Annotated in this window: 15 protein-coding genes; 10 read left to right on the forward strand and 5 right to left on the reverse strand. The window is 38.2% G+C overall.

Annotated elements, in window-relative coordinates; all coding sequences use genetic code 11:
* Positions 1–133: 133 nt before the first annotated feature.
* Together argH and H3T44_RS00880 are read left to right on the forward strand one after the other, a co-directional pair.
* Positions 134–1,534: an argininosuccinate lyase gene (gene argH / locus H3T44_RS00875; protein WP_232347466.1), complete on the forward strand. Its 1,401-nt coding sequence runs from the start codon at positions 134–136 to the stop codon at positions 1,532–1,534.
* Positions 1,531–1,680, forward strand: a complete 150-nt coding sequence (locus tag H3T44_RS00880; protein WP_162988590.1) for a hypothetical protein — start codon at positions 1,531–1,533, stop codon at positions 1,678–1,680. Before argH ends, H3T44_RS00880 begins: the two co-directional genes overlap by 4 nt.
* Before the next feature lie 4 nt (positions 1,681–1,684).
* Here H3T44_RS00880 and H3T44_RS00885 read toward each other — a convergent pair whose 3' ends face one another.
* Positions 1,685–2,437 carry a serine protease gene (locus H3T44_RS00885; protein WP_198195593.1) on the reverse strand — a complete coding sequence of 251 codons (753 nt, stop codon included), beginning with the start codon at positions 2,435–2,437 and terminating at the stop codon, positions 1,685–1,687.
* A 132-nt stretch (positions 2,438–2,569) separates the two neighbouring features.
* Here H3T44_RS00885 and lysA point away from each other — a divergent pair, with 132 nt between their 5' ends.
* Complete coding sequence (lysA, locus tag H3T44_RS00890) at positions 2,570–3,895, forward strand: diaminopimelate decarboxylase (RefSeq protein WP_198195594.1); 1,326 nt, start codon at positions 2,570–2,572, stop codon at positions 3,893–3,895.
* A 181-nt stretch (positions 3,896–4,076) separates the two neighbouring features.
* On the opposite strand, the gene H3T44_RS00895 is transcribed toward lysA, so the two are convergent.
* Both H3T44_RS00895 and H3T44_RS00900 read right to left on the reverse strand, forming a co-directional pair.
* Positions 4,077–4,760 (reverse strand): Fe2+-dependent dioxygenase, encoded by a 684-nt coding sequence (locus H3T44_RS00895; RefSeq protein WP_110438124.1) that lies wholly within the window; start codon positions 4,758–4,760, stop codon positions 4,077–4,079.
* A gap of 26 nt (positions 4,761–4,786) precedes the next feature.
* The gene (locus tag H3T44_RS00900) at positions 4,787–7,087 is read right to left on the reverse strand and encodes a TonB-dependent siderophore receptor (protein WP_232347467.1); all 2,301 of its coding nucleotides are present in this window, start codon (positions 7,085–7,087) and stop codon (positions 4,787–4,789) included.
* A gap of 281 nt (positions 7,088–7,368) precedes the next feature.
* On the opposite strand from H3T44_RS00900, the gene H3T44_RS00905 reads away from it, so the two are divergent.
* From H3T44_RS00905 to hpf, 7 genes are all read left to right on the forward strand, one after another.
* Positions 7,369–7,785, forward strand: coding sequence for an EVE domain-containing protein (locus H3T44_RS00905; RefSeq protein ID WP_198185249.1), 417 nt, complete (start codon positions 7,369–7,371; stop codon positions 7,783–7,785).
* Positions 7,786–7,832: 47 nt separating this feature from the next.
* Complete coding sequence (locus H3T44_RS00910) at positions 7,833–8,495, forward strand: ribonuclease D (protein ID WP_198185248.1); 663 nt, start codon at positions 7,833–7,835, stop codon at positions 8,493–8,495.
* Positions 8,496–8,583: 88 nt separating this feature from the next.
* Positions 8,584–9,576 carry an SIS domain-containing protein gene (locus tag H3T44_RS00915; protein ID WP_198185247.1) on the forward strand — a complete coding sequence of 331 codons (993 nt, stop codon included), beginning with the start codon at positions 8,584–8,586 and terminating at the stop codon, positions 9,574–9,576.
* Positions 9,573–10,346 carry an LPS export ABC transporter periplasmic protein LptC gene (gene lptC, locus H3T44_RS00920; protein ID WP_232347468.1) on the forward strand — a complete coding sequence of 258 codons (774 nt, stop codon included), beginning with the start codon at positions 9,573–9,575 and terminating at the stop codon, positions 10,344–10,346. The genes H3T44_RS00915 and lptC overlap by 4 nt, the downstream gene beginning before the upstream one ends.
* A gap of 5 nt (positions 10,347–10,351) precedes the next feature.
* On the forward strand, positions 10,352–11,314 hold the full coding sequence (locus H3T44_RS00925; RefSeq protein WP_198195595.1) for an LptA/OstA family protein: 963 nt from the start codon (positions 10,352–10,354) through the stop codon (positions 11,312–11,314).
* Positions 11,315–11,346: 32 nt separating this feature from the next.
* Complete coding sequence (gene lptB, locus H3T44_RS00930) at positions 11,347–12,126, forward strand: LPS export ABC transporter ATP-binding protein (RefSeq protein WP_122123696.1); 780 nt, start codon at positions 11,347–11,349, stop codon at positions 12,124–12,126.
* A gap of 143 nt (positions 12,127–12,269) precedes the next feature.
* Positions 12,270–12,845, forward strand: coding sequence for a ribosome hibernation-promoting factor, HPF/YfiA family (hpf, locus tag H3T44_RS00935; protein WP_198195596.1), 576 nt, complete (start codon positions 12,270–12,272; stop codon positions 12,843–12,845).
* A 58-nt stretch (positions 12,846–12,903) separates the two neighbouring features.
* On the opposite strand, the gene H3T44_RS00940 is transcribed toward hpf, so the two are convergent.
* Both H3T44_RS00940 and H3T44_RS00945 read right to left on the reverse strand, forming a co-directional pair.
* Positions 12,904–13,170 carry a DUF1150 family protein gene (locus tag H3T44_RS00940; RefSeq protein ID WP_110438132.1) on the reverse strand — a complete coding sequence of 89 codons (267 nt, stop codon included), beginning with the start codon at positions 13,168–13,170 and terminating at the stop codon, positions 12,904–12,906.
* Between the two features lie 62 nt (positions 13,171–13,232).
* Positions 13,233–13,751, reverse strand: coding sequence for an Hsp20 family protein (locus H3T44_RS00945; RefSeq protein ID WP_198195598.1), 519 nt, complete (start codon positions 13,749–13,751; stop codon positions 13,233–13,235).
* Between the last annotated feature and the right edge of the window lie 100 nt (positions 13,752–13,851).

The following is a 13,851-nucleotide window of genomic DNA, read 5'->3' on the forward strand; positions in this document are numbered from 1 at the left end:
GAAAACATCCTCAATTCTCAAAATGTTGATTCCTTATGTTCGAATAGGATAAGTTCTTTATTAATACAGTTTAAATATTAATTACGTAAGATTATTAAGATTATATATACCAATAAATTAGGAGATTGAATTCTTGAATCAAAAAACTGCCAACAAACAGTGGGGAGGACGTTTCACCTCTGGACCTTCAGCCATTATGGAGCAAATAAATGCCTCTATCGGCTTTGATAAAAACTTATGGAAACAGGATATACAAGGGTCAATAGCTCATGCAGAAATGCTGGCCAAACAGAAAATAATTTCCGAAGCGGATAAAAACAGTATTCATCAAGGTCTTAGGGAAATTGAGCGAGAAATTCAATCTGGTCAATTCGAATTTAGCAGAGCTCTTGAGGATATTCATATGAATATCGAAGCCCGTTTGGCAGAACGTATCGGTGAGGCAGGAAAAAGGCTTCATACAGCACGCTCAAGAAATGACCAAGTTGCGACAGATTTTCGTTTATGGATCAGACAAAATATCGATGAATTAATTCCAATGATAAATCATCTGATGCTGACCCTTGCTTCCCGAGCTCTGGAATATGCGGAAACAGCTATGCCCGGTTTCACTCATTTGCAATCTGCCCAACCGGTGACGTTCGGTCATCATTTACTGGCTTATACAGAAATGTTGAATCGGGATCGGGGACGATTGATAGATGCACGCAGACGACTAAATGAAAATCCCTTGGGTGCGGCGGCTTTAGCTGGCACCTCATTCCCAATTGACCGCCAATTGACTTCTAAATTATTGGGATTTGACCGTCCCATGGCAAATTCACTTGACGCAGTCTCTGATCGTGACTTTGCCCTGGAATATCTTTCCGCTCTTTCCATCATGTCGATTCATCTTTCACGCATGGCGGAAGAAATTGTAATTTGGTGTTCATCTCCTTTTTCTTTTATCCAGCTTTCAGATGCCTATACTACAGGTTCATCCATCATGCCACAAAAACGAAATCCAGATGCCGCCGAACTGGTTCGGGCCAAAGTTGGACGAATTTCAGGGGCACTTACAGGACTTTTGACCGTCATGAAGGGTCTTCCTCTCGCATATGCTAAAGATATGCAAGAAGACAAGGAACAGGTTTTTGCTGCAACCGAAACTATTATTCTGTGTTTAGCCGCTTGTTCAGGAATGATTGCAGATTTAAAGGCCAATCAAGACAATATGGCCTATTGGGCAGGGTCCGGTTTCTCTACAGCCACAGATCTCGCAGACTGGCTGGTTAAAGAATTAGAATTACCCTTCAGAACAGCTCATCATGTAACAGGAAAAATTGTCAGCTATGCCGAAACACATAATCTTGCTCTTGAGAATGTGCCTTTACAAAAAATGCAGGAAATCGAACCTTTGATTAACAATGATATATATTCAGTTTTAGGAGTTCAGTCCTCACTTGCCTCTCGAACCAGTGAAGGTGGCACCGCTCCCAAAAATGTAAGAAAATCTGCAAAAATATGGATCGATAAATTAAAGGATATATCATGAAACGTTTTTTTTCTCTTTTTTTCGCTCTTGGTAGTATTGCAATCCTCACAATCACACTGTCTGGATGTGGCAAAAAAGCATCTCCTAAACCGGTTGGTCCCCCCGAAAAAGTAATTTATCCCCGAGCCTATCCACCTCAAGACTAATCCATTAATCCCTGGGTGGAGTGGTGAGTAACACGGCCATGCCACCGGGACGATCTGAATAAGCGGCAATCTGAATGGCTGTTATAACCCATTCCTTATTTTTATTTACTGTAAACAAAGGGGCACCACTACTTCCATATGTGGCTTGACAGTCATGCGCAAGAATGGTTTTACCCCCATTATTTTTTAATATATCGGTTACATGACATTTTTGATCAGCATATAAGACTTCCTGACGGTCCTGATCATAACCAGCCAGATATATATTCATACCGATATAAGGTTGATCTTTATTAAAACCGAAAAAATCCTCTTGATTTGTTTTTTTATCATTAAGAACAAGATAGGCCCAGTCATGGTGAATATTGTCCAATGTGGCTTTTTCCGAACCCTCTCCCTTATAATTTTCTGATTTAATAATATTAAGGACATTATAAGCTGATCGATAAGTTTGTCGCTGGTATCCCAGAAGAAAATGAACAGAATGTGGGTTGACAAAATGATTGGTTTTTCTAATCCATAAACAATGAGCTGCAGTTATCACCAATCTTGAACTGACAAGAAATCCCGTACAATGCGTACCAAGCTCTGTTTGTACACGTCCCAAAATCTGCCAAGGTTTCTCTGCAGCATTTACCAATTGTCGATGATTGTTTTTTTGGCTAATGCCTGGCAAATCTTTTGCGGGAACGGAATAGGATAAGGTTGAAATCGATATAAATATCGTACATGCAAATATCCTGATAAAAATATTCAATTTTCCATCCCTTATCGCTATTTCTTTTTTCCTTAATAAAGAATAATTATATTATTCTATCCTACTGTTTTTTATAGATTGTTATAAAATCAGTATAATATTATTTTTTTCCGACTAAAGGCTTTTTGATTAATGTCATCTTCTAAAACCGAACCTGAAACAAATTATCAAACCCTTTTACAAACGCATCCAGACTTTATTATTGATGAAAAGAAGGGGCTCTGTTTTGGTAAAGTTCCACTTCAATCTCTTACTGATCATTATGGTAGTCCTGTATGGGTAATCAATGCAGATATATTAACATCACGTTTTCAAAAACTTTCTAAAGCATTTCTGCAAAACAAAATGGACATTTCTATTCATTATGCCGTGAAAGCAAATGATCATCTGGCCATACTTGATCTTTTGGCAAAAGAAGGAGCGGGAGTTGACATTGTCAGTCTGGGTGAATTAAAGAGAGCACTAAAAGTCAATATCAACCCACAAAAAATTTGTTTTTCAGGAGTGGGAAAAACAGAGGAAGAATTAAAAGCCGCCATTCAATTAGAAATAGGCCAAATCAATGTTGAGAGCCGTGAAGAGCTTCATCTTATTTCTAAAATAGCAATGGATACAGGAAAAAAAGCCGCAATTTGTTTAAGAATCAATCCTGATGTCGATGCCAGAACGCATCATAAAATTACTACAGGTTTGGCGGAAAACAAATTTGGTATCGCTTATGAGCAAGCTCTTCAGGTTTACAAAGAAGCAAGCCAACTGGATAATATTCTCCCATTAGGATTTGATGTCCATATTGGTAGTCAGATTTCATCTGTAGAACCCTATAAAAAAGCTTTTTTAAAAATGGCGAAACTTGTTAAACAAGCACGTAAAGAAGGATTAGAGGTCTCTGTTCTAGACTGTGGAGGTGGTTTTGGCATTTCTTACTATGACGAAAAAGAGTCCGACCCATATGCTCTAGCTAATTTAATGCAAGGAATTTTCTCTTCCCTTAATATCCGTATTTGCATTGAACCTGGCCGCTGGCTGGTTGGTCCGGCAGGCATCCTGATCAGCAAAGTCGTCAGAAGAAAAAACAATGGGCCTGAGGCGGCCCCTTTCATTATTCTTGATGCTGCCATGAACGACCTTTTGCGCCCAGCGATGTACGATGCGTGGCACGGTATCTTACCTATACAGGCTGAAATATATAAGCGTCCCTTGGAAAAACAGAATATTGACGGTCCAATATGCGAATCCAGTGATATTTTTGCTCGCCAACGGTTACTTCCCCAATTAAGGGAAAATGATGAAATTGCCATTCTGGATGCCGGTGCCTATGGACACGTCATGAGTTCCTCTTATAATGCCCGTCCCCAAGCTTTACAATTGATGATCAAGGATAAAAGATTATTTGTTATCAAACCACGACAAACATTTGAATCCTTATGGAATAATGAAACTATACCCAACGGATAATTGATTTATATTATACCGAACATGTAAGCACAGTCAGTCATTATGGCATTCAGATTGGTTTTCTTTTATTTATAAAGGTCAATAAATAAAAATATATTTAATAAATATGTTTTTATTTCATTAGGTTTTAATCAAAAAAAGCACTTTATTTTTTTAGTGCTTTTTTAAAAATTATTTCAGTCTATAGCTCACACCATAATCGCATCAAATTATGATAAACATTTGTCAACTCTAAAATCTGAGGATCATTATCATCCATTCTGGTTCTTAACTTAATAATCGACATATCCAGATCAAATAAAACCCGCCTCTTGTCAGAATCTCGAATCATTGACTGGGTCCAGAAAAAAGATGCCCAACGACTGCCACGCGTTATTTTGCTGACAGAATGCAAGCTGTAGGTTGGGTAAACAATCATGTCGCCAGCAGGAAGCTTGATTGATTGCGCACCACTTGGATCATGCATGATCAGCTCTCCACCATCATAATCCTCAGGATTATTTAAAAACAAAGTCGAGGATACATCCGTTCTGATACGCATATTGGCTTCATGAATTGGACGTAACGCATTATCAACATGATCGGGAAACTCCATGCCTTCATCATAACGGTTGAATAAAGGCGGGCAAACCCGATAAGGAACAACTGCGGAATTGAAAATCGGATTACGTCCCAGAGCTTTCAATATAATTTCTCCCAATTCTTTACTTTCGGATGATTTCTGGTCAATTTGTATATTACGCTTGACCTGGGCAGATTGTTCACCTGCTGTTACCTTACCATCTACAAAAGGCGCCCGTCTATAAACAGACTGAACGTAAGCCAACTCTTCTTTATTTAAAACTTGAGGAATATGAATGATCATCAAACTAACCTAATTATATTTTGAAGTTATTCTAACATGTTCAAACTGAACATGAATGCTCTACCATTAGATGGTGTCACACGATTACTGAATAAAGAGTCATAATTCAAACGATTGGTCAGATTGTAAATATTGAACGACACTTTCCAATGATCGTCGAATTTATGAGAAAGCATGGCATCAATCGTTACATTTGATGGTACTTTTGCATTGTTTCTGTTATTCAAATAAACTGGTCCACGCCATGTTACACCTCCACCAATCAACAGGTTGTATGGTGTATTGGGCATTATATTATACGTTGTCCATAAATTTCCCTGATGAGAGGGAACATAGAACATGCGATTTCCCTTGATATTAGGTGTTAAAGAACCTGTAACTTTGCTATGATATGCAGCAAAGGCACCATAAACGCTCCAATTATTCGTGATATTACCGGATATACCCAATTCAATCCCCTGATTGTAACCTTTGTCACCCGTACTTGTCACCGCTCCTGACAATGGATCACTAACCATCTGGTTGCTTTTTTCAAGATGGAACAAAGATGCTGTCAGTCCCAGTCGCTGATTCAAAAGGCTCCATTTTCCACCCAGTTCATATAAATGGCTTTTTTCCGGTTTCATTCCATTTTGACCATCCTTCATCGGTGCATACGAATTCGTCAAATACATACCCAATGGCGTTGTAGAGGATGACCATGTGAAATAGTAAGCCTGATTTTCATCTGGATTGAAGAGCAAGCTTACTGTCGGGTTGAACACATTATCGTTCGTTGACATACGGTGCGTTGTAAAGGATTTGCCCCCTTGGGTATTATAAAACGCTTCCCAGTTGTCATAACGGAAACCACCCTTAATTGACCAGGCTTTGGTGAACCATATCTGGTCATACAAGAAAACACCAACATCACGGGAATGCCCATATCTACGGGATGGATCCCCTACTTTACTGTTGGGATCACCAGGCATGATATGTATTGGATAATCAATCGCATCCGTTGGATGAACAAGATTGTTGTTTGGCAGGGATGCGGAAAATTGTCCGTAATGACGGCTTTCATGAGCATAGGCAATATCAACACCAGCCGTTAATTGATGTTTGATAAAACTTGTATTGAAATTGGCAATAGTTGATAAAACATTTTGGAACGACCAGGTGCTCTGTTCATATGGACTTGGACCTGCCGTTTGAATAATAGCGTCCTGAGGACGACCATCAAAATATGGGTCACTACAATCTGCTGGCGTACATTTAGGTCGTGTAACAGAAAACTGACGTTGATAATTACCATATCGAGTATCGTTATGGATAACAATATCAGGAGTAATGTTATAGGTTAAACGTCCCGTAACCTGGTTATCCTGGGTTTGGTCCTTATCCATTTTGTTACCATACCAATTTCCCCTTCTTATTCCATATTCGGTCGCAGGTCTACCAATTGTATGACCAGGTTTTGTAATTACAGGAACGCCATAATCGGGAATGCGATCATCCTGTTGATGTACAAATTGCAAAACATAACTTAAATCTGTTCCCAGACCAAAAGCTATGGATGGCGCCAGACCCCAACGATGGGAATATAAATTATCTCTTCCCACAACATTATTGCTGTTGGCCATACCTTCCATACGAACAGCAATATTATCATTAATCTGCTTGTTCAAATCAAAAGTGCCACGGTAATAATCACCGTTTCCACCAGTAAATTCAGCTTTATATTGATCTTTCAAAATTGGTTTTTTTGTTACAACATTAATGGCACCACCCGTAGTTCCATTCCCAAATACAGATGAAGATGGACCCTTAATAACCACAACATTTTCATAATTGAAACTGTCACGGCTATAGACACCGAAATCTCTCAGGCCATCTTCATAAATATCATTCTGGGCCTGAAAACCGCGGATGAGAAACTGATTTCCGGACATGCCGCCACGTCCCTCCCCAACGGAAGAGGTTACCCCCGGTACATTTTTTAATGCTTCATCAAGAGATTTGACATTTTGCTCTTCCATAATTTTGGCCGGAACAAGATTGATATTCTGAGGGGTATGCATGATATCCTGTGGCATCAAACTGACACCTGTATTCTGCGTCAGAATATTATCATTCTTTTTTCCACGAACAAGAATATGCTCATTCGTTGTTGACTGGTTATCTGTTGTTTGATCTTTTGTTATTTGTTGATTTACTTTATTTGCTGATGCTGCAACAGCATTGTTCGATTTTTCTGCATTTGCAGATTTGGTGATAGCGGCATTCCCTAATAATCCGACCATTACTGCCAATGATACAGGTTGAAGCGTCCTTTTTATTCCTGACAATTTAAAAATCCATCCAATAAAATACTGATAATGATAATTAATAACATGAGATATTGAGAATCATTATCAGTATACAGATACAATTGCAACTGGCGGAAATCAAATAAATCATGATGGTTTGTAAATGATTAAATAGACAACAAAAATTGTAAAATTATTTTTTACATATTTTTAAAGAGTTATAATAAATTTCATCCGTTTGAGATTGACTGAATTTTAATTCAAATTTTCAAAATATGTGATAATAATACAATAGGTATAAAAATAAATGTTTTATAAATATGACAAATTATTGGTTAATTAAATCGGAACCTTCTGCTTTTTCATGGCAGGAACAATTGAAAAACAAAATCGAACCCTGGACAGGGGTGAGAAATCATCAGGCAAAAAAAAATCTACAATTAATGAAAAAAAATGATCTGGCTTTTTTCTACCATTCCAATGAAGGTAAGGAAATTGTTGGTATTGTCAGAATTGATAAAGAGGCCTATCCCGATCCGACCGATACAGAACATAAATGGTTTTGTGTTGATGTAGAGACAATATGTTCGGTACCTGTACCCATTACCCTAAAAAAAATCAAATCCATTCCTGAACTGGAAGATATAGCACTTATTAAACAATCCAGATTGTCAGTAATGCCAATCAGTTCAAAACATTGGCAAATTTTATGTGATCTTGGAAATGTGAAATTATAAGTAAATTCATTTTTCTTGCTAAAATTTAATAAACACTTGGACAAGTTATGAAAAACAACAATAAACAAATTCCCGATCATATTCATCTTTACCAGCATGACATACCTTCCGGACTAGATCTTGGAAAAATAGTCGCAATTGACACTGAGACCATGGGATTAAATCATGATCGAGACCGGCTTTGTTTGATTCAGTTAAGCAAAGGGGATGGACAGGTTCATATTGTCCAGTTTGTACCCGAACGGCTTGGTGGTAAAGGGTTCAATTCCTGCCCCAATCTAAAAAAATTACTTACTGATCTCTCCATTGCAAAATTAATGCACTTTGCCCGATTTGATGTCGGGATATTACAAAAAACCTTTCAAATAAGTATGAAATCCGTAATTTGTACAAAAATTGCAGCTAAATTGGTCAGAACTTTTACGGATAAACACGGACTGGCTGTTCTATGCAGAGAATTACTTGATATTGAATTAAGTAAACAGCAACAAACTTCAGATTGGGGTTCACCAACCCTGAACATTGAACAATTGACCTATGCAGCTGCAGATGTTCTTTATCTTCATCAATTGTGGGAAATCTTGAAAGTTTTATTAATCAGGGAAAACCGTTTGGAAATTGCAGAATCCTGTTTTTCATTTTTACCAACAAGAGCCACCCTGGATCAGCTCGGATATCTAGATCCTGATATATTCGATCATCGCGGTTAAGAATTTAACAGTTTCATTTCATTTTGAAACTCTATATATATTATTATATCTGTTTTAATAATAATTAAATTTAATCAAGTGCATTGAAATGACCAAAATTGCCTCATCAGAGATTGATACAGCTCTTGAAGCTCTATCTATAGAATCTAATGGCATCCTGGATTTGATTAATGCACTTCGAGACAAAACCGAACTTACTCAATCTTTCTTGGAAACCGCCAATCTCATATCTGAAATTAATGGTCGGGTGGTATTAACCGGAATTGGCAAATCTGGGCATATTGCAAAAAAAATTCAATCAACACTGGCCTCCACTGGTACACCATCTCTCTTTGTTCATCCTTCTGAGGCTTCCCATGGAGATCTGGGAATGATTCAAAAAGATGACATCATTCTGGCTGTATCCGCTTCTGGTGAAACCCAAGAATTATTCAATATAATTATTCATGCAAAACGATTCAGCATCCCATTGATTAGCATAACAACCAATCCACAATCGACCTTGGCAAAAAATTCCAGCATAATTCTTTCACTTCCCCATTCAAGGGAGGCATGCCCACTGGGTTTGGCACCAACGACCAGCACGTTAATGCAACTGGCAATAGGAGATGCCCTGGCAATAACATTATTGAAAATGAGGCACTTCACCGCATCAGATTTCGGTATTTATCATCCTGGTGGTAGATTGGGCAGCAGACTTAAGATTGTTGAAGATTTAATGCACACAGACAAGGATATCCCCTTGGGGCATTCAAGGATGCCTATCACCGATGCAATCATGGAAATGACTCAAAAAGCCCTGGGTTGCATTGGTATTATTTCTGAAAATGGGAGGCTGATCGGGCTGATAACAGATGGCGATCTAAGGCGAGCATTCAACAAGGATATAAGAAAATTGACAACTCAAGAAATCATGAATCCCTCGCCTCTTACCATTAAATCCGATATGCTGGCTGCTGAAGCGCTGAAACTCATGAATAATGATAATCATCCCATTACCTGTTTATTTGTCGTGGATTCCAGAAATCATCCAATAGGGGTTTTGCACATTCATGACCTTTTACGAGCGGGCATTGCATGAATATGTCAACAAACAGTCAACCAAATGAAGAATCTAGTTCAAAAAACAAAATTGAAAGAACCGATTTTCAGGACAAGGAAAAATATTTAAGTCATAGATCACAAAATATCATTGAAAGACGGCATATTCCTAAACCCGCAGAAATGGAACGCCGGAACACCATTATGAAGTGGGTTAAATGGGGCCTACCAATTACAGCCCTTGTTTTGTTAAGTTCCATTGCTGTCTGGCCGGAGATTGATCGGGCTTTGCATACCAACAAGGAAGTGATGAAACAGCTTTCCCGTATCAAGATTGAAAGTGGAACCATGATCGATGCTACTTTTCATGGCTTGGATACACATAATCGACCCTATACCATAACATCTGAAAAAGTTGTTCAGAAATCTAACAATAGCAATCTTATCCATCTAGGCAATCCAAAAGCTGATATTTTATTGCAGGACAATGTTTGGATGATGGTCACAGCAGACAAGGGAAATTATACACAGCATGAACAGGATTTAGGATTGATTAAACATGTTGTTTTATACCGAAATGATGGAGTTTTCATGTATAGCGATATGGCAGACGTTGCTTTAAAGTCTTCTGTTGTGACTGGCAACAATTGGATTCATGCTGAAGGACCCTTTGGCATCTTGGATGCCCAAACCTATTTCCTTGACTTGCATGCCGGAATTGCCCAATTTAAGGGACCAGGTCGATTGGTCTTGAATGATGATAAAAAAAATAATTCCTCCAATCCTACTCAAGCTAAATCATCGGAATAAAATTGATGAATAAACGCAATTTATTACCTTTTGCCATTTCTAGTATCTTTTATGGCTTTTTCAACATCCATACTATCCATGCTCAAAGTATTGATCTATCACATGGTGGACAGATTACGGTTACAGCTCTTGGAGGATTTGACTGGGATCAAAACGCCAAAAAAGTGACCGCCTATACTCAAGCCAAGGCAGTTCGTGAAAATGTAACGGTTACAGCAGACAGACTTATCGCCTATTATCGAAAAAAAGCTGGCGATACAGAACCAAAGTCCTCTCAAAACCCCAATCCTCAACAAAAAAGCGGTGATATAACTCAAAGCGATTCAGGTTCAAATGAAATATATCGTCTGTACGCTTATGGTCATGTTCATATTTATACGAATACCGATCAGGCCTGGGGAGATAAAGCAGTTTATGATATTGATCAGGCAACCCTGGTTTTAACGGGTAAACATATGAAATTAACCACCCCTCAAAATGTCATGACCGCAAAAGATGCCATGGAATATCACTCCCAAACCAGAATGTCAGTTGGTCGGGGTGATGCAACCGTAATTAATATCAAAGATGGTCGACAAATCAATGCGGATGTACTGGTTGGCTATAGCAGCGCTGATGATCAAAAAAAACCTGAACAAAAAAATAACGTGACTGACAATAAAAAATCTGATGACCTTACCAAATCCGGAAAGTTGGAAAAAGTCAACGCATTTGGTAACGTTGTCGTGCGAACCCAATCTGAAACTGTTCGTGGAGACCGCGGTGTTTATGTTCCCAATACAGGAATCGCCCGCATCGTGGGCAATGTTCATATCACAAGAGGCCAAAACCAGCTAAATGGTCATGCTGCCATTATCAACATGCATACCGGTATTGCTCACATGACAGAAATGCCTGGTCAAAGAGTCCAGGGACTGGTCGTTCCAAACCAAGCAAATCAAAATAATCAACCAAGCGATAAAAAATAGTTTTTAATTTTTATAAGTGAGTTTCAAATTCCATGCCTGAAACCGAATCTGCTTCCAATAATACATCATCAACCAAAAATTTACCTGATAATGAAGGGCTATTTGCAGACAACATAGGAAAAACCTATAAAAAACGACAGGTTGTCAAAAACGTGTCATTACGCGTTCATCGAGGAGAAGCTGTCGGTCTTTTGGGCCCAAATGGTGCTGGCAAGACTACAAGTTTTTATATGATTGTTGGGTTAGTTCAGCCAGATACAGGATCAATTCGCCTTGATAACACAGATATTACCAAATTGCCAATGTATCGGCGAGCAAGACTTGGCATTGGTTATCTGCCTCAAGAGGCAAGTATATTTAGAGGGTTAAATGTAGAACAAAATATTATGGCAGTTCTGGAAGTTGTTGAATCCAATGCCGATAAAAGACATGAAACGCTTGATGGATTATTGGCAGAGTTCGGAATTTCACATTTACGACATTCCCCCTCCCTTTCCCTATCTGGTGGAGAAAGACGCCGTTTGGAAATCGCCCGAGCGCTTGCCAGCGATCCGAATTACATTCTTCTGGATGAGCCCTTAGCTGGAATTGATCCAATTGCTGTCGGAGAAATTCGTGATCTTGTTTCCCATCTCAAAGATCGTGAAATTGGTGTGTTAATTACGGATCATAATGTAAGAGAAACCCTGGAAATTATTGATAGGGCATATATCATGAACAGTGGCCAGCTTCTTATGGAAGGACGTCCTGAAGAAGTGGTCGCTCATGAAGATGTACGTAGAGTTTATTTGGGGGAAAAATTCACATTATAATTCACCTTAACGGTTAAAAATTAACTATAGATCTTACCATTAATCAAAATAATAGAACAATTACCACCCACGCGTTGATAAAGCTTTAATTTTGAAAAATTAGATACTAGAATAGTAAGGAATATAACTAAGGGAGAACCGTAATGGATATTTCCATCTTTGGTAATAAAATTGATATTCCTGATTGGTTTAAAAACAAGATTAATCAAAATCTTCAAGAAATCACGCAAAAATATTTTAAAAATATCGTTGATTGTTCAGTAACATTTAACAAATCCCCATCCGATTATCGTTGTCAGATACATATCCATGCTTCTCGATCCCTTTCATTACGTGGAGAGGCAAATGCAGATAATGTACAAGAATCTTTTAATATTGCCCTTGAACATTTACATAACAGACTAAAAAAATATAAGGGAAGGTTGATTACAAAAAGAGATCATGCCTCTCCCGCTCATGAATTATTCGAAGGTAACCAATATATTATTGATAATGATATCCCCTTGGAAACATCGGTGGAATCTCAAAAAGATGCAAAAATCATTGATAAAAAAACGACTCATATAGACACATTATCGCTTCAAGATGCCATCATGGTTCTAGATTTATCAGAAAGACCGGTATTGATGTTTAAAAATCTGGATAATAACCGTATCAATGTCATATATAAGCAAAATGAAGATAGGATAATCCTACTGGATTCAGGAATGATATCTTGAACAAAAAACAGGGAGTTATCCCTGTTTTTTATATTGAATATTATCTTGTTATTATCAATTAATGAACCATGATAGGCATCATTTCCTGCTGCAAGATCGCAGCATATGCTGTCTTGGCATTATCCGTCACTGCCATAGGTGTCCCATCAGCCGCATGAATGGCAAATGCCTGTTCACCATTGATCGTGATTTCCTTTACGTAAGCCAATTGGGACACACCCAAGGCTTTTAGCTGATTGTCTGTTAAATGACGAACATCAACAACGTCACTACCTTCCTTGGTCGCAATTAATTTAGATTTTTCTTTGATGTCGAAATCTTTCATAATTGATCAAGACCTCCTTTAAAAACAGATGGCAAGATAATCCTGCATCTTTCAATATAATATCATTCTTTTTCTGTAAGTTGCAAACTTCGTATCGCACCAGAGCGATAGGCATCTGATGTGCCAACTTTCTGTGACATAACTTTATTATATGATTTACGCCTTGCATTAGAATTTTGTACTATTTCAATATGGCGAATTCTTGTCTCCGGTTTGGGACGGATAATATCAATATGAAGCAAACCATTATCCAGCCATGCTCGTTCAACCTTGATACCCTCAGCCAAAATAAAAGCTCTCTGAAATTGCCTTGCCGCAATTCCTCGATAAAGAAATACATGCTCTTCATTATCTTCAAGCTGCCTGCCACGAATGACCAGCTGATTATCTTCCTGCGTTATTTGCAAATCTTCCATCATGAAACCAGCCACAGCCAAGGTAATCCGTAAACTGGAAGATCCAATTTGTTCTATATTATAGGGCGGATAACCATCAGAAGTCGATTTTGCCGCTCGTTCTAAAATCTGTTCCAAATGATCAAAGCCCAGGAACATAGGCGATGTAAAAAGCCTTCCTGACATGAAAGCCCCCTCCTTTAATATATTGAAGCGAGACATATAACTAGGCCCAAAATGGCACCTGTCTATTTTATTATATGGAATAATCGCCAAGGACTACAAG

The organism is Commensalibacter sp. M0355 (genome assembly GCF_016101365.1).
GTDB lineage: Bacteria > Pseudomonadota > Alphaproteobacteria > Acetobacterales > Acetobacteraceae > Commensalibacter > Commensalibacter melissae.

Bases quoted from the DNA above. Each gene is read 5' to 3' on its own strand.
- H3T44_RS00895 (WP_110438124.1), bottom strand. From the start codon at position 4,760: ATGATCATTCATATTCCTCAAGTTTTAAATAAAGAAGAGTTGGCTTAC.
- H3T44_RS00925 (WP_198195595.1), top strand. From the start codon at position 10,352: ATGAATAAACGCAATTTATTACCTTTTGCCATTTCTAGTATCTTTTAT.
- H3T44_RS00880 (WP_162988590.1), top strand. From the start codon at position 1,531: ATGAAACGTTTTTTTTCTCTTTTTTTCGCTCTTGGTAGTATTGCAATC.
- lysA (WP_198195594.1), top strand. From the start codon at position 2,570: ATGTCATCTTCTAAAACCGAACCTGAAACAAATTATCAAACCCTTTTA.
- H3T44_RS00945 (WP_198195598.1), bottom strand. From the start codon at position 13,751: ATGTCAGGAAGGCTTTTTACATCGCCTATGTTCCTGGGCTTTGATCAT.
- hpf (WP_198195596.1), top strand. From the start codon at position 12,270: ATGGATATTTCCATCTTTGGTAATAAAATTGATATTCCTGATTGGTTT.
- lptB (WP_122123696.1), top strand. From the start codon at position 11,347: ATGCCTGAAACCGAATCTGCTTCCAATAATACATCATCAACCAAAAAT.
- H3T44_RS00905 (WP_198185249.1), top strand. From the start codon at position 7,369: ATGACAAATTATTGGTTAATTAAATCGGAACCTTCTGCTTTTTCATGG.
- H3T44_RS00940 (WP_110438132.1), bottom strand. From the start codon at position 13,170: ATGAAAGATTTCGACATCAAAGAAAAATCTAAATTAATTGCGACCAAG.
- H3T44_RS00910 (WP_198185248.1), top strand. From the start codon at position 7,833: ATGAAAAACAACAATAAACAAATTCCCGATCATATTCATCTTTACCAG.
- H3T44_RS00915 (WP_198185247.1), top strand. From the start codon at position 8,584: ATGACCAAAATTGCCTCATCAGAGATTGATACAGCTCTTGAAGCTCTA.
- lptC (WP_232347468.1), top strand. From the start codon at position 9,573: ATGAATATGTCAACAAACAGTCAACCAAATGAAGAATCTAGTTCAAAA.